The organism is Paenibacillus sp. Z3-2, from assembly GCF_054161325.1.
This window is the reverse complement of record NZ_CP096397.1, coordinates 5,977,353-5,999,905: the sequence shown is the minus strand read 5'-3', so window position 1 is coordinate 5,999,905 and position 22,553 is coordinate 5,977,353. Positions and strand designations below refer to the sequence as shown.

Genomic DNA, 22,553 nt, shown 5'->3' with positions numbered 1-22,553 from the left:
GCGCGCAGTTCGTCATGACGCCGGAACAGAGCTGTCGGGAAGCCTTCGTGGAGGCTTCCTCTTTTTTGGAGAAGTGCGGCGTGTACGAGCCGCAAAACAATGCTCGGCTGCTGCTGGAACATATACTCGGCGTCTATGGCGCCCAGTACTACATGATGCAGCCGGAGCCCTTTCCCAGCGAGCATCGCAGCCGCTGGGAGGACGCCGTCACGCGCAAGGCTGCGGGTGAGCCGGCGCAATATATTATCGGCAGCCAGGAATTCTACGGGCTGCCGTTCGAGGTCACGCCGGCCGTGCTAATTCCGCGGCCGGAGACCGAGCTGTTGGTCGAGGCTGTGCTGCGCGAAGCCGACCGCGTGTTTCCTGACGGCGCTCCGCTCGCCGTCGATATCGGCACGGGCAGTGGTGCCATCGCGGTGACGATGGCTTCACTGCGCCCGCGCTGGCAGATTGGCGCCGGGGATCTCTCGGCGGCTGCCCTGCAAGTGGCCGCGCGGAACGCGGCCGCGAACGGCGTACAGATCGACTTCCGTGAAGGCGATCTGCTGGCCCCGTTCGCCGGGGCACGGGTGGACATCCTGGTGTCCAACCCGCCATACATCCCGGCGGCGGATATCGCCGGGTTGCAGCAAGAGGTGCGCGATCATGAGCCGCGCATGGCACTGGACGGCGGTCCGGACGGGCTTGCACCGTACCGTATCATGCTTGAGCAACTGGCGCTGTTGCCTGCGCCGCCGCAGATCATTGGCTTTGAGCTGGGCCAGGGACAGGCTCGCGACATCGCGGCTCTGCTTGAAACGGCGGGACATTGGCCGGAAATTATCATTGTACCGGACCTTGCCGGAATCGAGCGGCATGTCCTGGGTGTTCGTACTTCGGAACAGGTGACGAAAATGTAAGGTTCCGCGGGTTTTCTTTTTGCCGTGAAATCCTCTACAATGAGATATACCGGAGATTTCTGAATGCTTGGGGGAACATAATTACATGCTGCATAAATTAAAAAAGATAGACTACTCTATTGTTTTCATATTACTGGCTCTCATGGTTATTAGTATCATGTCTATTTACAGTACGACCTTTGGAAGACCGAGATGGGAAGCCTTTCCCAAAAACATGATTATTTTTTATTGTTTAGGCTTTGTTGTCTTTTTTGGCATGTCCATGATCAACTATAAGTTTATCGTGAAGAATTACCTGTACATCTATGCAGTAGGCATGTTACTGCTGGTTCTGGTTCTGTTTGTCGGGAAAGAGTATTATGGAGCACAAGGTTGGCTGTCGATCGGTGGATTAAGTCTCCAGCCATCGGAGTTGTTCAAATTATGTCTTATTGTTTTTTTATCAGCCTTGCTGGCCAGGAAAAAGAATAGAACGCTTTATTTTGGCCGGGATGTCATTCCGATCAGCTTATGTGTGTTGCCCCCATTGATGCTTGTCATGTTACAGAATGACTTGGGTGCGGTTCTGAGTTATATTGTCATTCTGGTTGGTCTCTTATGGATCGGTAATGTGAAATTTACACATGCGGTGATCGGTTTTGTGCTCGCTGTTAGTGCTATTGTTGCGGGCGTTCAGGCATATATTCATTATCATGACGAAATCACAGGATTTTTGAAAGGCATGAATCGTGCTCACTGGGCAGAGAGATTTGACCCTTGGCTTGTACCTGAACTGACATCAAGAGACGTATTATGGCAGACCTATAATGCCAAACTGGCCATTGGTTCAGGAGGCATTAGTGGCAAGGGATACATGGAAGGTACCACGATTCAGTCGAACCGGGTCCCGCTGGCTTATGCCGACTCCATCTTTGTGCAGATTGGAGAAGAATTTGGCTTTGTTGGAGCTTCCGTATTGCTCTTGCTTTACTTTATACTGATCCATAGGCTTGTGCTGATTGCACTGGAATGCAAGGATAGGGTGGGGCCTTACCTGATTGTAGGTATTGTTGCCATGTTGCTATACCAGGTGTTTGTCAATATTGGTCCATTTATCGGACTCATGCCGTTGACGGGGATCACCTTGCCATTTATCAGTTATGGAGGAACCTCTCTAATTATCAATATGATTAGTATGGGGATTGCAATGAGTATCAAGGTCCATACCGAAGAGAACGAAGATATTCTCGGATCGGCTGAACAACCAAGCATCACGGAGCTAATTATGAAGTTGTTTAGAAGAAAACCGTCCCAGCAGGAACAATAACCTTCATAATCGATGACGGGACATAGAAGCTATAGAACAAGGAAGAATGACTTCAATCCTGAAAACAGCCCCATCCAAGCAAGTGTGGATGGGGCTGTTTTGTTTTATTTTAGCAATGTAGACTGTTGAATCGTAATCAGGGTTTCCATTTGATCATCCAATTTTATACAATGGTAATATTGAGTGTAATTGGAAATGATAGAATGTTAAATCCAGGGGGATGGACGGAGACATGTTGAGAATGCTGAAGAAGATGGACGGTGTGATACTTTTTGTAATGCTGTTGCTCATGATTATTAGTGTATTTGCGATTTATAGCGGGACGCAGACCGATGCCACCCTGGCGAATCATCATATCAAAACGCTGTATTTCTATGCCGCCGGATTCATTGCGGTGCTCGTCATCGGGCTTGTGAATTACAAGTTATATGTGAAATATGCGTTTTATTTGTATGGCTTGGGAATCATACTGCTGATCCTGGCCAATGTCCTGGGCAGTTCGATCAATAATGCCAACGGCTGGCTTAAGCTGGGTGAGAACTTTTCGTTTCAACCGGCAGAACTGTTCAAGATGATTCTGATTCTGTTCCTTGCCCATTTGATCGTGAAGAGACAACGAAGCACGCTGGAGTTCTGGAGAGATATTGTGCCCATTGGCTGCTGGGCATTTATTCCGTTTGCCCTGGTCATGGCTCAGAATGATTTGGGTAATGCGCTGGGATATGTGGTGATTCTGGCTGCGGTGTTCTGGATCGGGAATATGAGGCTGAAGCACGCATTGATCGGACTGGCGATTATAGGAGTGGCGTTTTTTGGCTTCGTCAAAGCCTATACCTTCTACCATGATGAGGTGTTCACCTTTCTTGAAAAGGTAAAACGGGAGCATTGGGCGGAGCGAATTGATCCTTGGTTGGTACCGGAAAAGGCTACCTCCAAGGCTTCGTGGCATACGAAGAATGCAGGATTAGCCATTGGGTCAGGGGGAATCATTGGCAAAGGTTATTTGCAAGGAACATCCGTTCAGAGTGGACGAGTCCCCTATACGTATTCTGATTCCATTTTTGTCGTGATCGCAGAGGAGTTTGGCTTTGTCGGTGCATCCATTCTGATTCTGCTGTACTTTATCCTGATCCACCGCATGGTGCTGATTGCTCTGGCATGCAAAGACCGCGCAGGACCTGTCATCATTGTAGGCATTATTGGTATGCTGTTGTATCAGGTGTTCGAGAACGTGGGGGCGTTCCTCGGGCTGATGCCGCTCACAGGCATTACGTTACCGTTCATCAGTTACGGTGGCACCTCTTTACTCATTAATATGGCTTGTATTGGGGTAGTCATGAGCATTAAGTTATACGGGCAAGAAGAGGAGGATGAACTTCTGATGGGGGAGCAGCAACCCCGGTTGTCGGAACGGTTATGGAATGTGCTCAAGAAAGAGAAAAGTGCTGTGTAATTGTTGAGTCGGTTTAGGTACAAGGTGATAAGTAAAGCGGCGGAGCGTATAACGCGTGATATTAAATGGAAATAAAGAGGTTGGTTTGCCCTGTAACCAGGTGCAGATCAGCCTTTTTAACATGACTGTTGAGCGAATGTAAATCATAGAATCGATTTAGTAGATTTATTGCAAATGCTAGGTTTACTTCCGGTTCTCCGGGGCATACTGATAGACATGAGAGAGTTGCAGGTAACGTGAACAGAGAGCCGAGGGGGAGAACGGAATGAACAGACGAATTGTAAAGCAAATTGGACTTATTATTGTATGTCTTATGATGATTATCATGATGTGGGAAGGTCAGAAGACGGATGCAGCTGTGGCGGCCACAGCGATTCCGGAACAATCGATTCGCTTGCGGATTCTCGCAAACTCGGATGCACCGGGAGATCAATTGGTGAAACGCGAGATTCGAGATGCAGTCGTTGCACAGATGGGTGATTGGGTAGCCGAGCTGGAGAACCCGCAAAGTCTGGATGAAGCGCGCAAGGTTATTCGTGAACATCTGTCCCAGATTGAGGATCGGGTAGGAGAAGAGCTGGCCAGTCGCGGTTTGAATTATGAGTATCAGGTGGAACTGGGTTCTGTTCCGTTCCCAACCAAACTATATGGTGGCACCGTGTATCCTGCGGGAGATTATGAAGCTGTTCGGATCACGCTGGGCGAAGGCAAAGGTCAGAACTGGTGGTGCGTGTTGTTCCCGCCGCTGTGCTTCATAGATGCAGGGACCGGGGATGCACTGGCGAAACCTTCAACCGTATCCGCTGCAGCGGCTGAACCTGGAGATGCTGAGGCGTCCGTGCAGGGAGATACACCGGAGGCGAGATTCTTTCTGTGGGACATGGCTGTGAAACTATGGAGTTGGGTCACTGTATTATTCGTATAACAATGTATTAACAATACACATAAGGGTGACTTCGAATTATGAAGCTGCCCTATATACATGAGTGTGAAGAAGTTACAGCTAGACTCATGCGTGGAGCGAAGTGTGAAGGGCATCTGGGGCGGGACAGGTATGTTATAATTGCTTATATTGAAAATGTTTGTGAACTAACCTACTTGAAGTTTAGGAATGATGATATATGAGCAGAGAAAACCGTGAGACGAAAACTCCGGGAGAACTGGTCACCGAGATGTGGGATGTACGCGTCTTGGTGGCCGAGGAAAAAGATCACGGATTGGGTAGTATTTATGGTTTGGATGTGAAAAAGGGGAGCGCCGATCAACAGGCGCTCGCCGACTTGCAGGCTGCCGCAGCCTGCATCCGTCAAGGACAGACGGTGGCCTTTCCGACCGAGACGGTCTACGGCCTGGGTGCCGATGCGCGTAGCACAGCAGCCGTGGAGGCTGTATTTGTTGCCAAAGGCCGACCTTCCGATAATCCACTGATTGTGCATATCGCGAACCGTGACCAGTTGGATGCGCTGGTCACGGAAGTGAATGAAACGGCAGAAGCGCTGATGGTGGCCTTTTGGCCGGGACCGCTGACGCTCGTGTTGCCGGTTAGGCCGGGGGCGGTGTCCCCGCGTGTCACCGCCGGTCTGGACACGGTGGCCGTGCGCATGCCGGACCATCCGGTGGCTTTGCAGTTGATCGCGGCGGCGGCATGCCCTGTGGCTGCGCCAAGCGCCAACCGCTCCGGGCGGCCAAGCCCGACACTCGCGTCTCATGTACGCGAGGATCTGGATGGCCGCATCGGCGGCATCGTGGACGGCGGCCCCACTGGGGTGGGCGTCGAGTCCACGGTCGTGCAGGTCGGTGACGACGGTACCGTCACCATCCTGCGCCCTGGCGGCATTACGGCGGAACAGCTGTCCGCCGTTGCCGCCCGTGTCGCCACGGACCCCGCGCTACTCGCGGAGGGGTCCACTGGCGTGGGCAGCCCGGCGCCGCGCTCGCCGGGCATGAAGTACACGCACTACGCACCCGCAGGGGCGCTGTGCGTGGTGGAGGGGCCGCCCGCAGCGGTGGCGGCCTGGATCAGCGCCGCCCTCGCAGAGGCGGCGCAGCGCGGAGAGCGCACCGCGGTGCTGGCGTTCGCCGAGCACGCGGAGCAGTACCGCGCCGATGCCGTGTTCTCGCTGGGCGACGCCAGCGAGCTGGAAGAAGCAGCGCGCCGGCTATACGCCGCGCTGCGCAGCTGCGATGAGCAAGGCGCCACATATATTGTGGCTGAAGCCTGCTCACGCGAAGGCCTAGGAGCAGCCGTCATGAATCGGCTGCTCAAGGCTGCAGGTAACCAACTCATACAAGTTGGCAACCAGCAACCCTCATAACCTCTCCTGATCATACAGTCAGGGAGAGCTAATCAACTTTTTTTCAAAACAATATCAAGATATCTATAAAGCCCGCATCGAATTCCATAGCTCCGTCACCGTTTACCTTTCATCGGTCATGTTTTGGTCCTTGTCCGCATATCGTGTACAAGAACCTTTACGTGACTTGGGGGTATGGGGATGTGGGATGTGTCTGCCCATGTAGGGCAGTTGGTAACCATTTTGATCATGGCTGTTGCGCTGGGCCTTGATGCGTTCTCGCTCGGAATCGGAATTGGCATGAAGGGCATTCGACTGAGGGATGTATTGCGGATCAGTACAGTAACAGCGCTGTTTCATATCATCATGCCGCTCATCGGTATGTATATGGGCAAATACGTCAGCTCGCTGCTCGGTGACATTACCACTTATGCGGCGGGGGGATTGCTTGTTCTACTGGGTGGTCATATGATTCTGAATGCATTCCGCGAAGGTGATACCAAGCTGGTGAACCACCGTTCCCTGCTCGGCGTTGTTTTGTTTTCACTCAGTGTAAGTGTGGATTCATTTTCCGTTGGCGTTTCACTAGGAATGTTTAGTAGTAATCTGATTTTGACGGTCCTTGCCTTTGGTGTGTGTGGCGGGGTGATGTCGGTTATGGGGCTGCTATTAGGCCGCCGGGTGAGTCAGAATCTCGGTGATTACGGCGAGGCTATTGGTGGGGCAATCTTGCTTGCGTTCGGACTTTTGTTTATATTCTAGAATAAAACGTGAGCAATCATATCGTTCGCATCATATGTAAAATGGGGAGGCTAACACAATGAAACATATTTTATTCGTATGTACAGGGAATACGTGCCGCAGCCCCATGGCAGAGGGGCTTTTGCGTAAATTGGCATCGGAGCGCGGCATTCAGGTAGAGGTTCGTTCCGCAGGTGTGGCAGCAACATCGGGTATGCCGATCTCCCGTCATGCGGAAGCGGTGTTGAGAGATCATAACGTGGAAGGACCACCTCATTCCACACAACTTAGCTCCAATCTGGTAGGTTGGGCTGACTTGGTTCTTACGTTAACACGGAGTCACAAGCAGCATGTCATGCAGGTTTTTCCCGACTCCGTCCACAAAACCTATACATTGAAAGAGTATGTGGAGGATGATGAACAGGTATTAAATGATCTTCAGGAGTTGGACAGCCTGTTTGCGACGCTTGAGATGAAACGTGCCCTTGGGCAAGAGATCCTGGCATCGGAGCGTGAGCGAGCCATTGAGATCAGACAACGAATTCCAAGTTTCGACATCTCCGATCCGTTTGGGGGAAGTCGTGATGATTACAATATAGCTGCGGCCGAGATACGGACTGCATTGGACCGGCTTTTGGATAAGCTGGGATAATTCTGATCCTGCGGGGCAGGTTATAGAAACAGGACATGTGATGTAAATTAACCGTTGATTTTAGCCGCGGGTTGTTTTATGATGAAGGGGAAAACAGGGATCCGGTGTAACTGGCGACGAAGTGGGCATAACCACGATGGAGCACCGGAACAAACGGCCGGTCGCCTGGGCAAAAGAGCAATTCTGCGTTACCCGCAGACTGCTCTTTTTTTCGTCTTTCATCTGATTATTCGCTATAATAGTACCTGAGATGCCGTGCAAGAATACGAAGGACAGCCAAGAGAAAGCGGGCATGATTTTATCGGGAGGCGATGATAGGATGACTATAGAGTTAGATTCGGAACAACCCGGATTGCAAGAACAGACCGCATCCATTCTGCATGAACTGGCGCTAGCCGGACAGCTTGGACCTGGACAGATCGTTGTGATCGGTACAAGCACAAGTGAAGTCGCAGGCGAGCGAATTGGTACGAGTGGTGCCATTGAAGTGGCGCAGCAGCTTCTTGCGGGTATACGCGAGGTGCAGGAGGAGTTCGGTTTTGACACGGTATTCCAATGTTGCGAGCATCTGAACCGTGCGCTGGTAATGGAACGTTCTGTGCTAACTCGTCTTGGATTGACTGAGGTTGGTGCAGTACCCGTGCCCAAGGCCGGAGGTTCCATGGCATCCGCAGCATATCGTTCACTGACCGATCCATGTCTGGCTGAACATGTGGAGGCCCATGCGGGTCTGGACATTGGGGAGACGATGATTGGCATGCATCTCCGGCATGTAGCCGTACCTTATCGTACAGCGCTCCGCTATGTTGGAGATGCCCGTGTGACCACAGCGTTGACACGTCCGAAGTTGATTGGCGGCGAACGTGCGGTGTATCGTATGGAAGAACAACCAGATTCGACATTTTGTGACTAACATATAAAGCGAGACTAATTAGGTTACACTCCTGACTTTGATTGCATCACCATCTTCCGATCGCTGTTATCCCCAGATTTTTTAATTCCCTATTTAAAGGGGAAATCCGGTGATAGCCTATGCTTCCGGAGTAGCTTTCTAAAGAAAGCTTTTAGGCGACCACTTCGTTTCTTCAGATTGGTGTTGCACTCGCCGTTTTTCGTGTAACCACTGTAGTTTCGCTTTATAACTTTACTTATAAACTGGGAGGAATTTAATCATGGAACAATTGCGCAAGAATGACCCGGCAGTACTGGAAGCGATGAATCTTGAACTGAAACGTCAACAGAACAACATTGAACTGATTGCATCCGAGAACATCGTAAGTGAAGCAGTAATTGAAGCTTTGGGATCTGTTCTGACCAACAAATACGCTGAAGGATATCCAGGCAAACGTTACTATGGCGGTTGTGAGCATGTGGACATCGTTGAAGACATCGCGCGTGATCGTGCAAAAGAATTGTTCGGAGCAGAACACGTGAATGTTCAGCCTCACTCCGGCGCACAAGCGAACATGGCAGTATATCTTGCAGCGTTGAAACCTGGTGATACTGTACTTGGTATGAACCTTGCCCATGGTGGACACCTCACACACGGTAGCCCGGTTAATGCATCCGGTTTGCTGTACAACTTCGTAGCGTACGGCGTACAGGAAGATACATTCCTGATTGATTATGATGAAGTGCGCAAAGCGGCTTTCAAACACCGCCCTCGTCTAATCGTTGCAGGTGCAAGTGCATATCCGCGTACCATTGATTTTGAAAAGCTGGCTTCCATCGCCAATGATGTAGGTGCTTTATTCATGGTGGATATGGCTCACATCGCAGGACTGGTTGCTGCGGGTTTGCATCCAAACCCGGTTCCACATGCGCATTTCGTTACAACAACAACACACAAAACGCTGCGTGGACCTCGTGGAGGTATGATTCTGTGCCGCAAAGCATGGGCAGCAGCGATTGATAAAGCCGTATTCCCGGGTTCCCAAGGTGGACCGTTGATGCATGTGATTGCTTCCAAAGCCGTAGCATTTGGTGAAGCACTGCAACCTTCGTTCAAAACGTATGCACAGAATGTTGTGAAAAACGCACAGGTTCTGGCTGAAACACTGATCGCTGAAGGATTGAACATCGTATCCGGTGGTACAGATAACCACTTGATGCTGATCGACACACGCAGTGTGAACATCACAGGTAAGGAAGCTGAGCATGTGCTGGATTCCATCGGTATTACCGTGAACAAAAATGCAATCCCATTCGACCCTACTAGCCCGTTTGTAACGAGCGGTATTCGAATTGGTACACCTGCTGCAACTTCCCGTGGCATGAACGAAGAAGCGATGGTAGCGATCGGTAAGATCATTGCCAAAACACTGAAAAATCCAAAAGATACAGCGAAGCTGGATGAAGCTCGTGCAGAAGTGACTGCACTGACAGACCAATTCCCGCTTTACACCGACCTTAAATACTAAAAAACGTTGCTCATGCTGCTTTCTTTTGAGTTTTTATAAATTGGAATACAAAAGACGAAGCTGACAGAATGCAACCGCAGAAGCGAAGCGCTCGCCTTTATCCCCTGATTTTCTCCTTTTATAGGAGAATTAAAAAAATCAGGGGATAACAGCGATCGAAGGTGCAATCTGTTTGCGGAGCATCACTTGTATTCATATTTTCCCACTCAATGACATAACAGCATGAGCAAAACAGGACCGGATGGATCATTTTCCGGTCCTGTTTTTTTATAGGATTCGGTATTCTGTAATGATTGGGTGCCCTTTGATGGTGTAATTCGTTGTTGGTGATGATATAATATACAGGATTTATCGAGCCCATGAATGGTGGCTAGGTATATTTGGAAATGCTGAACATGAAGAACTTACCGGAGGGACAAAATTAGATGGGAAAATTAGTAATATGTGATCACCCTTTGATTCAACACAAACTGACGTTTATACGCGACATGCGTACGAATACGAAAGATTTTCGTGAATTGGTGGATGAAGTAGCAACGTTGATGGCTTATGAGATTACAAGAGATGTTGAACTGGAAACGATTGATGTACAGACACCTGTAGCAGCAACACAAGGTAAAGTCATCTCTGGACGTATGCTCGGACTGGTGCCGATTCTGCGTGCAGGACTCGGAATGCTGGATGGCGTTGTGAAATTGTTGCCAGCGGCAAAAGTTGGACATGTTGGTCTGTTCCGTGACCCGGAAACACTGCAACCGGTAGAATACTACACCAAACTGCCTACAGACGTGACAGAGCGTCAATTGATTGTGATTGATCCGATGCTCGCAACTGGCGGTTCGGCAATTGCAGCCATTGACGTGCTCAAAAAACGCGGCTGTACCCAAATCAAGATGATGAACCTGGTAGCAGCACCGGAAGGCGTAAAAGCTGTACAGGATGCACATCCCGATGTGGATATCTATGTAGCAGCACTGGACGACCGTCTGGATGATCATGGTTATATCGTTCCAGGACTTGGAGATGCAGGAGACCGTCTATACGGCACTAAATAAGCATATTTTCATGCTTGTAAGAGGTTCGGAACTTATAGAAAAGGGGCTTTGCTCGAATGTCCAACAAAATTAAAGTCATGACGATCTTCGGGGTGCGTCCGGAAGCCATCAAGATGGCTCCACTTATTTTGGAATTGCAAAAACATCCCGAGTCTATTGAATCCATTGTTTGCGTAACTGCGCAGCATCGCCAAATGTTGGATCAGGTACTTGAAGTTTTCGACATTCATCCCGATTATGATCTGGATGTAATGAAAGACCGCCAGACATTGAACGAAATTACGATTCGTGTACTTGGTGGTCTGGAACCGGTATTAGCTGAAGCTAAGCCGGATATTGTACTGGTTCACGGGGATACATTGACTACCTTTGTAGCGAGCTACGCAGCATTCCTGCAACAGATTCAGGTAGGGCATGTGGAAGCGGGACTGCGCACGTGGAACAAGCTGTCTCCATATCCGGAAGAGATGAACCGTCAGCTGACGGGAGTACTGGCTGATCTACACTTTGCGCCTACGGATTGGTCTTCTTCCAATCTTGCCAAAGAAAATAAATCAGAGTCTAGTACGTACGTCACAGGCAACACGGTAACAGATGTGTTTCAATATACAGTACGGGAGGACTACACACACCCGGTACTTGATTGGGCCCAAGGCAAACGCCTTGTGCTGATGACAGCTCATCGCCGTGAATCTCAAGGTGAGCCTCACCGCAACATTTTCCAGGCCGTCAAACGGATTGCCGACGAATTCGAAGATATTGCCATCGTGTACCCGGTGCATCCAAGTCCTGCTGTGAAGGAGCCGGCTCACGCGATTTTGGGGAATCATCCCCGTATTCAATTAATTGATCCACTAGACGTGGTGGATTTGCATAACTTTTACCCGCATACTCACTTGATTTTGACCGATTCAGGCGGTTTGCAGGAAGAAGCGCCTTCGTTTGGTGTGCCTGTGCTCGTATTGCGTGATACAACAGAACGCCCGGAAGGTATTGAAGCTGGAACGCTGGAATTGGTAGGTACCGAAGAGGAACGTGTATATGAACGGACCAAAGCTCTGCTTACAGACGAAACACTGTATGCAAGCATGAGTCAGGCTGCCAATCCTTACGGTGATGGACATGCTTCGGAAAGAATTGTCAATGCGATTTTGCACCATTTTGGTGTAAATAGTGAGCGTCCGGAATCATTTCACAGAAAATTCAAAAAATAATACTTTTTTTCTGACGGATTTATAAAGGGCATAGCATACAGTTAAACTGTACGGTTTACGCGGGTTTATGGGCTTTGAGGGTCTATATTCCCGTCGTTTTACCCTTTAAAACGCTAAAATCATTCAATTGACAAAGGCTCTCATCATTCAGTAAAATTAACTGGGATTGCAAGGGTGGCGTGGAAAATGGCCGATTCGAACAAACCAAATTCATCCCGTAACCATGACGATAACGTGTGGAAAGCAATGGGACTCGTGACAGCATTTGGGATCGAGATTGCCATTCTCGCTGTTGCCGGATATTACGCTGGCTCCTGGTTGGACAAGACCATCGGAGGTAACGGAATATGGATCGCCGTAAGCGTTCTCTTTTTTCTTGCGGCAGGCGGTGTAAGCATCTACTTTATCGCGAAAAAAGTCATGGGGGAAAGTGATGAGTGAACTAACCAGATACCGCAGATCGATGACTGTTTTCATCATGTATCTTCTTATGGTCTGTTTTCTCACAGCGGCCTTTATGCCGCGTTTGGAAACAATTGCTTTGGGATTAGCCCTTGGGGCGGCGATCAGTTTGATCAATGCGATCTACCTGGGCTACAAAGTGAAGAAGGTGGCTGATGGTGCGGCAGAAGGTAACCTGAAACGCGTGAACCTGGGATTTTTGACAAGAGCGGCGCTCGCAGTGCTAGGTATATTCATATCGATGCGCTATCCGCAGTACTTCAATATTTATGCGGTTGCAGGTGGTCTGGTCATTGCGCAATTTTCCTTACTGATTATAGGGATTATCAAGTCCCGCAAAGAAGTTTGATTTTTCAGGTGCTGTAGCTTTCAAGTCGAGAAAGGGGTGAAAAAAAGTATGCATGAAGCTCCAGTGATTATGCTCGGAGGTTTTCATCTTGATTTGTCCGTTTTGCTGATGTTGATTGTAACCAGTGCTATCGTTTTCATTTTTGCCATCGTGGCTACACGGAATTTGTCAGTTGAGAATCCGGGCAAGCTGCAAAACTTTATGGAGTGGGCTGTTGAATTTGTACGTAACATCATATCTAGCACGATGGATCTGAAAAAGGGAAAGCACTTTATTTCTCTTGCGCTTACGATGATTCTGTTCATCTTTATAGGTAACATGCTAGGGCTTCCATTCCAAGCCGTGACGGATGTCAAGGATGTAAATGCAGCAACGGTATTCGGTAAGCCAATTGTCACAGCAGTAGAAGCCTATGAAGAGGCTCACGCTAGAGACCCGGAAGCTCATCCTCACATTGAGATTGCGTGGTTCAAATCGCCAACAGCTGATTTGTCCGTTACAATGGGACTTGCTCTCGTAGCGTTCCTCGTAGCTCACGGACTAGGATTGTTCCGTAACACACGCGGTTATCTGAAGCACTATTTTCAACCTTACCCGTTTTTCGTGCCAATCAATATTATTGAGACAATCTCAAAACTAGTGACACACGGAATGCGTCTATTTGCAAATATCTTTGCAGGTGAAGTGTTGATTGCAACGATTCTTAAGTTGACCACGTTTAAAGTATTCGGTGCCATAGCAGCTATTCCATTGCTTATGGTGTGGCAAGGCTTTAGTATCTTTATCGGCGCCATCCAGTCATTTGTTTTTGTTATTTTGATGATGGTTTATATTTCACAGACGATCGAGACACACGAAGAACATTGAGTTTGAGTCCTGCGGGATTTCCTGTCAGGCTGAACAATAAAATTTGATTTATACTTTTAAGGAGGATATACAAATGGGAGCAATGGCATTAATCGCAGCAGCAATTGTTGCAGGATTGGGCGCTTTGGGCGCGAGTATCGCTAACGGTATGGTAATCAGCAGAACGGTGGATGGTATTGCCCGTCAACCGGAAGCTAAATCAACGCTTCAAACAACAATGTTTATCGGTGTAGGTTTGATCGAGGTATTGCCGATCATTGGTGTGGTACTTGCATTCATGTTCTACGGAGCTGCCTAAATTATAGACTATGGAATGGCGGGGAAGGCTTGAGCCCTCCGCGCCTTCTTTATTAGCTAACAGCTAACATCCTGAAAAGGATAAAGTTTTAAGGATACCTCCAGGAAGGAGTGAACAGATTGAGTTTCTTATGGGAAAACACGATTCTCGCGATAGTTGCTTTTGGAATTCTATATTGGTTGATTAGTCGTTACGCATTCGGACCCTTGTTCTCTATTATGGAAAAACGTCGTGAACTCGTGATGTCAGAGATGAACGAGGCTGCTGAGACTCGTAAACAGGCTGTTACTTATGTTGAAGAACAGAAGAAAGCTCTGGAGCAAGCGCGCCAAGAGGCTCAGGATATTATTGAGCAGTCTCGTCAAACAGGCGGTAAACAGGCTGAAGCTCTTCTCGCAGATGCTAACGCGGAAGCAAATCGTCTGAAAACCGATGCAATACGCGAAATTGAGAGCGAGAAGAACAAAGCAGTTGCAGCGCTTCGCAGCGAACTGGGTACAGCTTCCGTTCAGATTGCATCCAAATTGATTAAAAAAGAAGTTGAGAACGGTCCTGCACAAGAGGAACTTGTGAACCAATACCTCAATGAGGTAGGAGGCCGACAATGAGCCGCGATACGATGGTTGCCAAGCGTTATGCGAAAGCATTGTTCGAAGTTGCTCTTCAACAACAACAGGTGCTTGAGGTTGAACAGGAACTGCGCGTAGTTGTCAGTGCATTGACTGGAGATTCCGATATTCAGAAGTTTATCATATCTCCTAATATCTCTGATGAAGCCAAGCAGAATGTGCTTCATTCAAGCCTTGATGGCAAGGTGTCCGAGCCTGTCATCCGTACGGTCTTGCTGTTGATTGAACGTGGACGCGTTGAATTGCTGGAAGATTTGCTGAACGATTATCGGAAGATTCAAGGCGAGTCGCTCGGCTTCGCTGATGCGCGCGTCTACTCGACATATGCATTGAATGATGAAGAAAAAGAAGCGGTAGCCCGTGAATTCGGTGGCCGTGTGAATAAAAAGATTCGTATCGAGAACATTGTTGATCCGACTCTGCTGGGCGGATTGAAAGTCGCCATTGGCGATACGATCTATGACGGCAGCTTGGCTGGCAAGCTCGAACGTCTTGAGCAGTCTTTTAACAGACGAGTACAGTAGATTGGGGTGAGGACACTTGAGTATCAAACCAGAAGAAATCAGTACATTAATTAAGAGCCAAATCGAACAATACAAGACCGATATCGATGTAGTCGAAGTCGGAACGGTAATCGAGGTTGGTGATGGTATCGCTCGTGTTTACGGACTTGAGAACGTCATGTCCAACGAGTTGGTTGAATTCCCAAGCGGTGTTATGGGACTCGCCATGAACGTGGAAGAAAGCAATGTCGGTGTCGTTATCCTGGGACCTTACTACGATATTCGTGAAGGCGACCAAGTGAAACGTACTGGTCAAATCATGCAAGTGCCTGTAGGCGAAGCATTGATTGGACGCGTTGTGAACCCACTCGGTATTCCAGTAGATGGCAAAGGGCCAATCGCTACAACGGAATTCCGTCCAGTTGAAGGTAAAGCACCAGGTGTAATGGATCGTAAATCGGTTCATGAGCCAATGCAAACAGGGATCAAAGCCATCGATGCAATGGTTCCAATCGGCCGTGGACAACGTGAGTTGATCATCGGTGACCGTCAAACAGGTAAAACATCCATCGCAATTGACGCGATTCTGAACCAAAAAGGTAGTGGCATGAAGTGTATCTACGTGGCTATTGGTCAGAAACAGTCTACGGTTGCTCAAGTTGTGGAAACTCTTCGTCGTAAAGGCGCAATGGAGTACACAATCGTTGTAACTGCAGCAGCTTCCGATCCATCACCACTTTTGTACATCGCACCGTATTCCGGTTGTTCGATGGGTGAGTACTTCATGTACAAAGGCGAGCACGTTCTGGTTATCTATGATGACTTGACCAAACAAGCGTCTGCATATCGTGAGCTTTCCTTGTTGCTTCGTCGTCCACCAGGCCGTGAGGCTTATCCGGGTGACGTCTTCTACCTGCACTCCCGTTTGCTGGAGCGTGCTGCGAAGCTGAATGATGAACTTGGTGGTGGTTCTTTAACCGCACTTCCGTTTATTGAAACACAAGCTTCCGACGTATCTGCATACATTCCAACGAACGTAATCTCCATCACGGACGGACAGATCTTCCTGGAAGCTGACTTGTTCAATGCTGGACAACGCCCGGCGATCAACGTAGGTATTTCCGTATCCCGTGTCGGTGGTTCTGCTCAGATTAAAGCGATGAAAAAGGTTGCAGGTTCCCTGCGTCTCGACCTCGCTCAATATCGTGAGCTTCAAGCGTTCTCCCAGTTCGGTTCCGATCTGGATAAGGCGACTCAGGCCCGCCTGAATCGTGGTGCACGCATGATGGAAATCCTGAAGCAAGGTGTTAACCAGCCTCTGCCTGTAGAACAACAGGTAGTCAGCTTGTACACTGCAGTTAAAGGATTCCTGGATGAAATTCCAACAGGGGATGTTACTCGTTTCGAGCGTGAGTTCCTCGCGTTCATGGAGAGCAGCCATCCGGAGATTCTTGCATCCATCCGTGATACTAAAGAATTGACTGCAGACAACGAAAACGCGCTGAAAGGCGCAATTGAGAAGTTCAGAAAGAGCTTTGCTGTCTCTGTCTAAATAAATGATTGCAGCTGCGGAGTTGTCTAATCGATTCCGCATGTCTGCATGTAATACTTTGACTCAGTCAAAGTAGGGTTGTGCTTACGATGTAGTTTTGACTTTTTCAAAACTAGTGGTGATGCTTAAGAAGTAACTTTGACTTCGTCAAAGTTAAGTTTGGGCTTACGAAGTAGTTTTGACTACGTCAAAACTTGAAGGTGGTGAAATCATGGCAAAAGGCATGCGCGAAATTAAGCGGCAAATTAAAAGCGTACAAAGCACCAAGCAGATCACCAAAGCAATGGAGATGGTAGCTGCGGCAAAACTGCGTAAAGCGCAGGAAAAAGCGGAAGCAGCCCGTCCTTATTCGGAGAAACTGAAAGAAGTTGTAGCGAGTATTGCATCAAGCGCTCAAGATATTAAACACCCGATGCTGGAGAGCCGTCCTGTTAAAAAGACAGCTTACCTGATCATTACATCGGACCGTGGTCTTGCGGGTGGATACAATGCGAACGTTTTGCGTCAGGTTAATCAGACGCTCAAAGAGCGCCACAACTCCTCGAATGACTACGAATTGTTCGTCATTGGACGTAAAGGACGCGATTACTTCAGACGTCGTGAAATGGCGATGGCATCCACAACAACAGATCTGTCGGATTCGCCTTCATTTGCAGATATCAAATCCATTGCACACGAAGCGGTTCATGGGTTTGAACTGGCTGAATTTGATGAATTGTACATTTGTTATAATCGCTTTGTGAATGCGTTGACCCAGATTCCTACGGTAGAAAAACTTCTTCCGATGGAAACACCTGAGGTAACTGCTGCGGAAGGACAAGCTGCATACGAGTACGAGCCGTCTGCTGAAGCTGTACTGGAGGTTTTGCTTCCGCGTTATGCGGAAACGCTGATCTATGGTGCGCTTCTGAATGGTAAGGCAAGTGAGCTGGGCGCGAAAATGACAGCAATGGGTAATGCAACCAAAAATGCATCCAAACTCATTAACGACTTGTCATTGACCTATAACCGTGCCCGTCAAGCAGCGATTACGCAGGAGATTACGGAAATTGTCGCAGGTGCTAACGCAGCACAAGGCTAACCGTTTTTTATTAATGAAGGCTTGCAGAGCAAAGATAAACGAACGGTACATTATTTTTGCAAAAGTAGCAGGCTTGTAGGAGGGGAACGTTAAGATGAACAAAGGACGCGTTGTGAGCATCATGGGTCCGGTTGTTGACGTCGAGTTTGATCGCGGCGGTCTGCCGGAAATCCTCAATGCCATTACGATCACTACAGTAAGTGAGAGCGGCGTTAGTGTAAATCTTACACTCGAAGCTTCGAAACATCTGGGTGACAACCGGGTACGTTGTATTGCGATGTCCACCACGGATGGACTTGTTCGTGGTATGGAAGCATTAGATACAGGAGCACCAATCTCTGTACCTGTTGGCGAAGCGACACTGGGTCGTGTATTTAACGTACTCGGCGAAGCAATTGATACTGGCGGTGCCGTAGCTGCTGAGCACAAGAACCCGATTCACCGTTCAGCACCTGCATTTGATGAACTGACTACCCAAGCAGAGATGCTGGAGACAGGAATCAAAGTTATCGACTTGCTCGCTCCTTACGCCAAAGGTGGTAAAATCGGCCTCTTCGGTGGTGCCGGTGTAGGTAAGACGGTAACCATTCAGGAATTGATCAACAACATCGCACAAGAGCACGGCGGTATCTCCGTATTCGCGGGTGTTGGTGAGCGTACACGTGAAGGTAATGACTTGTATCACGAGATGAGTGATTCCGGCGTTATCAACAAAACAGCAATGGTCTTCGGACAAATGAACGAGCCTCCAGGCGCACGTCTTCGTGTAGCCCTCACAGGTCTGACAATGGCGGAATATTTCCGTGATGAAGAAGGCCGTGACGTGTTGCTCTTTATCGATAACATCTTCCGTTTCACCCAAGCGGGTTCAGAAGTATCTGCCTTGCTTGGACGTATGCCTTCCGCGGTAGGTTACCAACCTACGCTGGCAACAGAAATGGGTCAATTGCAAGAGCGTATCACATCAACGAAAAAAGGTTCTGTAACATCCATCCAGGCCATCTACGTGCCTGCGGATGACTACACTGACCCGGCTCCTGCAACGACGTTTGCCCACTTGGATGCAACAACGAACCTGGAGCGTAAAATTTCCGAGATGGGTATCTACCCTGCGGTAGATCCGCTGGCTTCCAGCTCTCGGATCTTGTCCCCTGAAGTTGTAGGTGAGGAACACTACAGTGTAGCTCAAGGCGTTAAACGTATCTTGGCACGTTACAATGAATTGCAAGATATCATTGCAATCCTGGGTATGGACGAGTTGAGTGAAGAAGACAGAGCGCTTGTATACCGTGCTCGTAAAATCCAACGTTTCTTGTCCCAGCCATTCCACGTTGCTGAAGCATTTAACGGTATTCCGGGTAAATACGTTCCGGTTAAAGAAACGGTGCGCAGCTTTAAAGAGATTCTCGAAGGTAAGTATGATGATCTTCCGGAAGCAGCTTTCCTCTTTGTTGGTACTATTGAAGAGGCAGTGGAGAAAGCCAAAACACTGGTTTAGTCTGAATCCAGGATTGTCCTTATGTGGGCTATCCTTCGGATAGTTTCAGGAGGGATGGAATTGAGCACCTTTTTGTTGGAAATTGTAACACCCGAGCGTCTGGTCTATTCGGAACAGGTAGATCGCATCACGGCTCGTGGTATTGAAGGGGAACTGGGCATTCTGCCAGGCCATATTCCTATGGTTACACCTTTGCAGATTGCACCGATCTATATTCATAACGGAAAAGAAAATAAACAAGTTGCTATCGGTGGCGGGTTTATCGAAGTTCGTAAAGATAAGGTTGTTGTACTCGCAGAGAGTGCTGAATTCCCGGAAAACATTGATGTGGATCGTGCGCGTGCGGCGAAAGAGCGGGCAGAACGTCGGCTTGCAAGCCAAAGCAATCAGGATCACTTTGATCACCGTCGTGCAGAGATCGCGCTGCAAAAAGCGGTTAACCGGATTAATGTATTCGGCAAATAAACGATTCTTAAAAAGCCCGGCGGCTTAGTATGCCGGGCTTTTTTGAGTTTGCTTGATAGAATTGTTTTATCGAATATAGCAATATTATTTGTTCGAACACCCAGGAGATTCTTCATTATAGAGAAGTTTATAGAGAATTTCTAAGCAAATTAATCACCGTTTATGAGGATTTGAATAGAATGTAGGACTAAAGTAGTGGGCGCATTTACCACTTAGAGAACCATTTTTTTACTTGAAGGATTATAAATTATTTCCGAGGAAATGACAGAATCGATATCGAAATAGCGCTCTTTTATGTCGTTTTAGTCACAAAATCCCGGCATTTTAAAATTAAAATATTTTAGAAGTGGAAATCAATGTAATTGACAATGTATGATGAAAGAGCCTATATTCCATAGAGTCAGCAGAAGCAGGAAGCTGCGTATTAGATTCCATAGTCATGCACAGCCGGATTGTTGCTGCTCGCCCTTTGGGCATCAGGAGATTCCTGCAAGGCAGGAGTAAATCTGACATTACGTTCAGCATATTATCTTCAAGACATGTCAGTATGCTAACAAGTTATGGGTGCCCGGCATATGATATGCTGATCGCTGCAACAAATGTGGAGGTAATGGATATATGGATACTGATCTGACGAATCAGGTTAACCAGGTGCTAAGCACCAATGGCTTGGTCTCAATTATCGTCTCCCTTTTATGCATAGCATTGTCTTGGTGGGCATTGCAAAATCTCAAACTGGATTTAATCATTAGACAGCCAAGAGGTGCTCAGGGAAGACTGTTACATTTGTTACTCGCCATCATTTTGGGGCACGCCGTTGCTGGCTTTGTCATTGACTATTTGTCTTGGACCCAAATGTTGCGTAATTTGTTTTAATGTTGAGATGGTTGGTTAATCATCTGTTAGGATCTTGAAGGAGCTCAATGTCGAATAACATCGATTAATTGTGTTAACAATTAGAGTATGAGTTGTCGGCAAAGGAATTAAGAAAAAAATGTGACGTAAAATTGGATGAATTTGAGATGTTTTATGTAAAAATGCTTGTATCGTACAATTCAAAAATGGTATGATGGAAGTTAGGGAATTCACAATTGTTCACTTATTTTGTAGTTATAAACGGGATATCCGGTTGATACCGGCTAATAACCATCCCACTCTGTCTATTCTGATGCTCTGCTGGCTTGTAAGACACTGATTTTACATGCTGAATAGCAAGATGCACGGCACATGGTATCATTGATATGGATTATAAAAAACCAATTCTTTTCTGAACAGACATCTGTGCAATATGCCAGAATATGTCGAAATTCCACACACAGCGACAGTCCTTTCTATACATAGTGGGGCTTACGTATTCCGGAATGAAGAAAAGGGAATAAAAGCGCGGAGGGAACCATGATGAGCAAATTTATCGTCCGCGGTGGCAAAAGGTTGACCGGAAGTGTCAAAGTTAGCGGCGCTAAAAATTCTGTTCTTCCGATCATCGCTGCCTCTCTCTTAGGGGAAGAAGGACAAAGCGTCATTATTGACGCACCTCCTCTAGACGATGTGATGACGATTAACAAGGTGTTGGAATCGCTGGGAGCGGGAGTTACATACCGGGACGAAGTGATTACCGTAAATGCGGAGAAACTTACTTCCTGCGAAGCCCCGTATGAATGGGTAAGTAAAATGCGGGCGTCTTTCCTGGTCATGGGGCCTTTGTTGACGCGAATGGGTCATACAAGAATCTCACTTCCTGGTGGATGTGCCATCGGTACACGGCCTATTGATCAGCATTTGAAAGGTTTTGAAGCCATGGGCGCAGAGATCAGCATGGGCCAGGGTTATATCGAAGCTCGTAGCCAAGGTCGGTTGCGTGGCGCGAAAATTTATCTGGATGTGGCTTCCGTAGGTGCCACTCAAAATATTATGATGGCTGCAACATTGGCTGAAGGTGTAACTGTTCTGGAGAACGCGGCAAAAGAACCTGAAATTGTGGATCTTGCCAACTTCCTGAATGGAATGGGCGCCATAGTACGTGGTGCTGGTACTGGCGTAATCCGCATTGAAGGTGTGGAGAAACTGACAGGCGTTACACACACGGTCATTCCGGATAGGGTAGAAGCTGGTACGTATATGGCTGCTGCTGCAATTTCTGGTGGTGACGTGTATATCGAAGGTGCAATTTCTGATCATCTGGGCTCCGTTATTGCGAAGCTTGAAGAGATGGGTGTAACGATCCAACCGGATGAGAATGGCGTGCGTGTAATCGCAGATCGTCCTCTTAAGGCTGTGGATGTAAAAACATTACCATACCCAGGATTCCCGACAGATATGCAATCTCAGATGATGGCGCTCTTGCTCGCATCCCAAGGAACAAGTGTCGTGACAGAGACTGTTTTTGAAAACCGATTCATGCATGTGGATGAGTTCCAATTGATGAATGCGGAGATCAAAGTTGAAGGACGTTCGTCCATCATCACAGGGAATGCCAAACTGAAGGGTGCCAAAGTAACGGCTACCGATCTGCGTGCGGGTGCCGCACTCATTATTGCAGGTCTTGTTGCTGAAGGTACAACGGAAGTGGGCGGTGTTCATCACATCGACCGTGGCTATGTTCATCTCGCTGAGAAGCTTAACGGACTTGGCGCTGACATCTACCGGATCTCGGTTGATGAGCCTAAGCTGGAAGCAACCAAAGCACCTAGTGAAAAAGTGGAGAAAGAAGTACCGATGTTTAAGGTACAACCGACTTTGGCTTAAAACTGGATTGAATTAGAAGAATACTGTTCTGTAGTATTGAGTCACACGGTTGTGTGGATTACAAATGCGA

Annotated in this window: 23 protein-coding genes and 1 riboswitch; all 23 genes read left to right on the top strand. The window is 48.0% G+C overall.

Features of this window, described 5'->3' with window-relative positions; translation table 11 throughout:
- Positions 1–14 precede the first annotated feature (14 nt).
- Positions 15–899 (top strand): peptide chain release factor N(5)-glutamine methyltransferase, encoded by an 885-nt coding sequence (gene prmC, locus M1D71_RS26830; protein ID WP_458127362.1) that lies wholly within the window; start codon positions 15–17, stop codon positions 897–899.
- 85 nt (positions 900–984) lie between these two features.
- Entirely contained in the window at positions 985–2,205 is a 1,221-nt protein-coding gene (locus tag M1D71_RS26825; RefSeq protein WP_458124342.1) for an FtsW/RodA/SpoVE family cell cycle protein, read from the top strand.
- Between the two features lie 232 nt (positions 2,206–2,437).
- Complete coding sequence (locus M1D71_RS26820; protein WP_458124341.1) at positions 2,438–3,658, top strand: FtsW/RodA/SpoVE family cell cycle protein; 1,221 nt, start codon at positions 2,438–2,440, stop codon at positions 3,656–3,658.
- A 265-nt stretch (positions 3,659–3,923) separates the two neighbouring features.
- Positions 3,924–4,583 carry a stage II sporulation protein R gene (gene spoIIR / locus M1D71_RS26815; RefSeq protein WP_458124340.1) on the top strand — a complete coding sequence of 220 codons (660 nt, stop codon included), beginning with the start codon at positions 3,924–3,926 and terminating at the stop codon, positions 4,581–4,583.
- Between the two features lie 196 nt (positions 4,584–4,779).
- Positions 4,780–5,973 carry an L-threonylcarbamoyladenylate synthase gene (locus tag M1D71_RS26810; protein ID WP_458124339.1) on the top strand — a complete coding sequence of 398 codons (1,194 nt, stop codon included), beginning with the start codon at positions 4,780–4,782 and terminating at the stop codon, positions 5,971–5,973.
- Positions 5,974–6,153: 180 nt separating this feature from the next.
- Positions 6,154–6,714, top strand: coding sequence for a manganese efflux pump MntP (locus M1D71_RS26805; protein ID WP_150365846.1), 561 nt, complete (start codon positions 6,154–6,156; stop codon positions 6,712–6,714).
- Between the two features lie 58 nt (positions 6,715–6,772).
- A complete protein-coding gene (locus tag M1D71_RS26800) occupies positions 6,773–7,345 on the top strand; it encodes a low molecular weight protein arginine phosphatase (protein WP_458124338.1) in 573 nt (190 codons plus the stop codon).
- Positions 7,346–7,441: 96 nt separating this feature from the next.
- Positions 7,442–7,523: riboswitch (ZMP/ZTP riboswitch) on the top strand.
- 141 nt (positions 7,524–7,664) lie between these two features.
- Positions 7,665–8,258 (top strand): TIGR01440 family protein, encoded by a 594-nt coding sequence (locus tag M1D71_RS26795; protein ID WP_458124337.1) that lies wholly within the window; start codon positions 7,665–7,667, stop codon positions 8,256–8,258.
- 259 nt (positions 8,259–8,517) lie between these two features.
- The gene (locus M1D71_RS26790; RefSeq protein WP_165980299.1) at positions 8,518–9,765 is read left to right on the top strand and encodes a serine hydroxymethyltransferase; all 1,248 of its coding nucleotides are present in this window, start codon (positions 8,518–8,520) and stop codon (positions 9,763–9,765) included.
- A 425-nt stretch (positions 9,766–10,190) separates the two neighbouring features.
- On the top strand, positions 10,191–10,820 hold the full coding sequence (gene upp / locus M1D71_RS26785) for a uracil phosphoribosyltransferase (protein ID WP_017691929.1): 630 nt from the start codon (positions 10,191–10,193) through the stop codon (positions 10,818–10,820).
- Positions 10,821–10,876: 56 nt separating this feature from the next.
- Positions 10,877–12,034, top strand: coding sequence for a non-hydrolyzing UDP-N-acetylglucosamine 2-epimerase (gene wecB, locus M1D71_RS26780; protein ID WP_145324431.1), 1,158 nt, complete (start codon positions 10,877–10,879; stop codon positions 12,032–12,034).
- A gap of 186 nt (positions 12,035–12,220) precedes the next feature.
- On the top strand, positions 12,221–12,475 hold the full coding sequence (locus M1D71_RS26775) for an AtpZ/AtpI family protein (RefSeq protein ID WP_145324430.1): 255 nt from the start codon (positions 12,221–12,223) through the stop codon (positions 12,473–12,475).
- Entirely contained in the window at positions 12,468–12,845 is a 378-nt protein-coding gene (locus M1D71_RS26770) for an ATP synthase subunit I (RefSeq protein WP_458124336.1), read from the top strand. Before M1D71_RS26775 ends, M1D71_RS26770 begins: the two co-directional genes overlap by 8 nt.
- Before the next feature lie 48 nt (positions 12,846–12,893).
- Positions 12,894–13,712, top strand: coding sequence for a F0F1 ATP synthase subunit A (gene atpB, locus M1D71_RS26765; RefSeq protein ID WP_458124335.1), 819 nt, complete (start codon positions 12,894–12,896; stop codon positions 13,710–13,712).
- 73 nt (positions 13,713–13,785) lie between these two features.
- Positions 13,786–14,010: a F0F1 ATP synthase subunit C gene (atpE, locus tag M1D71_RS26760; RefSeq protein WP_056693857.1), complete on the top strand. Its 225-nt coding sequence runs from the start codon at positions 13,786–13,788 to the stop codon at positions 14,008–14,010.
- Between the two features lie 119 nt (positions 14,011–14,129).
- The gene (gene atpF / locus M1D71_RS26755) at positions 14,130–14,618 is read left to right on the top strand and encodes a F0F1 ATP synthase subunit B (protein ID WP_458124334.1); all 489 of its coding nucleotides are present in this window, start codon (positions 14,130–14,132) and stop codon (positions 14,616–14,618) included.
- A complete protein-coding gene (locus M1D71_RS26750; RefSeq protein WP_458124333.1) occupies positions 14,615–15,163 on the top strand; it encodes a F0F1 ATP synthase subunit delta in 549 nt (182 codons plus the stop codon). Before atpF ends, M1D71_RS26750 begins: the two co-directional genes overlap by 4 nt.
- Positions 15,164–15,179: 16 nt before the next feature.
- Positions 15,180–16,694, top strand: a complete 1,515-nt coding sequence (gene atpA, locus M1D71_RS26745; RefSeq protein ID WP_047840700.1) for a F0F1 ATP synthase subunit alpha — start codon at positions 15,180–15,182, stop codon at positions 16,692–16,694.
- A gap of 211 nt (positions 16,695–16,905) precedes the next feature.
- Entirely contained in the window at positions 16,906–17,775 is an 870-nt protein-coding gene (gene atpG, locus M1D71_RS26740) for an ATP synthase F1 subunit gamma (RefSeq protein ID WP_458124332.1), read from the top strand.
- Positions 17,776–17,869: 94 nt separating this feature from the next.
- Positions 17,870–19,273, top strand: coding sequence for a F0F1 ATP synthase subunit beta (atpD, locus tag M1D71_RS26735; protein WP_458124331.1), 1,404 nt, complete (start codon positions 17,870–17,872; stop codon positions 19,271–19,273).
- A gap of 60 nt (positions 19,274–19,333) precedes the next feature.
- A complete protein-coding gene (locus tag M1D71_RS26730) occupies positions 19,334–19,738 on the top strand; it encodes a F0F1 ATP synthase subunit epsilon (RefSeq protein ID WP_458124330.1) in 405 nt (134 codons plus the stop codon).
- Positions 19,739–20,356: 618 nt separating this feature from the next.
- Complete coding sequence (locus M1D71_RS26725) at positions 20,357–20,614, top strand: DUF1146 family protein (RefSeq protein WP_458124329.1); 258 nt, start codon at positions 20,357–20,359, stop codon at positions 20,612–20,614.
- 522 nt (positions 20,615–21,136) lie between these two features.
- Entirely contained in the window at positions 21,137–22,483 is a 1,347-nt protein-coding gene (murA, locus tag M1D71_RS26720; protein ID WP_458127361.1) for a UDP-N-acetylglucosamine 1-carboxyvinyltransferase, read from the top strand.
- Positions 22,484–22,553: the final 70 nt, after the last annotated feature.

Excerpts from the sequence above, each read along its gene's own strand:
- M1D71_RS26775 (WP_145324430.1), top strand. The coding sequence starts at position 12,221 with ATGGCCGATTCGAACAAACCAAATTCATCCCGTAACCATGACGATAAC.
- atpD (WP_458124331.1), top strand. The coding sequence starts at position 17,870 with ATGAACAAAGGACGCGTTGTGAGCATCATGGGTCCGGTTGTTGACGTC.
- prmC (WP_458127362.1), top strand. The coding sequence starts at position 15 with ATGACGCCGGAACAGAGCTGTCGGGAAGCCTTCGTGGAGGCTTCCTCT.
- M1D71_RS26795 (WP_458124337.1), top strand. The coding sequence starts at position 7,665 with ATGACTATAGAGTTAGATTCGGAACAACCCGGATTGCAAGAACAGACC.
- wecB (WP_145324431.1), top strand. The coding sequence starts at position 10,877 with ATGTCCAACAAAATTAAAGTCATGACGATCTTCGGGGTGCGTCCGGAA.
- atpG (WP_458124332.1), top strand. The coding sequence starts at position 16,906 with ATGGCAAAAGGCATGCGCGAAATTAAGCGGCAAATTAAAAGCGTACAA.
- M1D71_RS26790 (WP_165980299.1), top strand. The coding sequence starts at position 8,518 with ATGGAACAATTGCGCAAGAATGACCCGGCAGTACTGGAAGCGATGAAT.
- M1D71_RS26810 (WP_458124339.1), top strand. The coding sequence starts at position 4,780 with ATGAGCAGAGAAAACCGTGAGACGAAAACTCCGGGAGAACTGGTCACC.
- M1D71_RS26750 (WP_458124333.1), top strand. The coding sequence starts at position 14,615 with ATGAGCCGCGATACGATGGTTGCCAAGCGTTATGCGAAAGCATTGTTC.
- atpE (WP_056693857.1), top strand. The coding sequence starts at position 13,786 with ATGGGAGCAATGGCATTAATCGCAGCAGCAATTGTTGCAGGATTGGGC.
- upp (WP_017691929.1), top strand. The coding sequence starts at position 10,191 with ATGGGAAAATTAGTAATATGTGATCACCCTTTGATTCAACACAAACTG.
- spoIIR (WP_458124340.1), top strand. The coding sequence starts at position 3,924 with ATGAACAGACGAATTGTAAAGCAAATTGGACTTATTATTGTATGTCTT.
- atpB (WP_458124335.1), top strand. The coding sequence starts at position 12,894 with ATGCATGAAGCTCCAGTGATTATGCTCGGAGGTTTTCATCTTGATTTG.
- M1D71_RS26805 (WP_150365846.1), top strand. The coding sequence starts at position 6,154 with ATGTGGGATGTGTCTGCCCATGTAGGGCAGTTGGTAACCATTTTGATC.
- M1D71_RS26825 (WP_458124342.1), top strand. The coding sequence starts at position 985 with ATGCTGCATAAATTAAAAAAGATAGACTACTCTATTGTTTTCATATTA.
- murA (WP_458127361.1), top strand. The coding sequence starts at position 21,137 with ATGAGCAAATTTATCGTCCGCGGTGGCAAAAGGTTGACCGGAAGTGTC.
- M1D71_RS26770 (WP_458124336.1), top strand. The coding sequence starts at position 12,468 with ATGAGTGAACTAACCAGATACCGCAGATCGATGACTGTTTTCATCATG.
- M1D71_RS26820 (WP_458124341.1), top strand. The coding sequence starts at position 2,438 with ATGTTGAGAATGCTGAAGAAGATGGACGGTGTGATACTTTTTGTAATG.
- M1D71_RS26725 (WP_458124329.1), top strand. The coding sequence starts at position 20,357 with ATGGATACTGATCTGACGAATCAGGTTAACCAGGTGCTAAGCACCAAT.
- M1D71_RS26800 (WP_458124338.1), top strand. The coding sequence starts at position 6,773 with ATGAAACATATTTTATTCGTATGTACAGGGAATACGTGCCGCAGCCCC.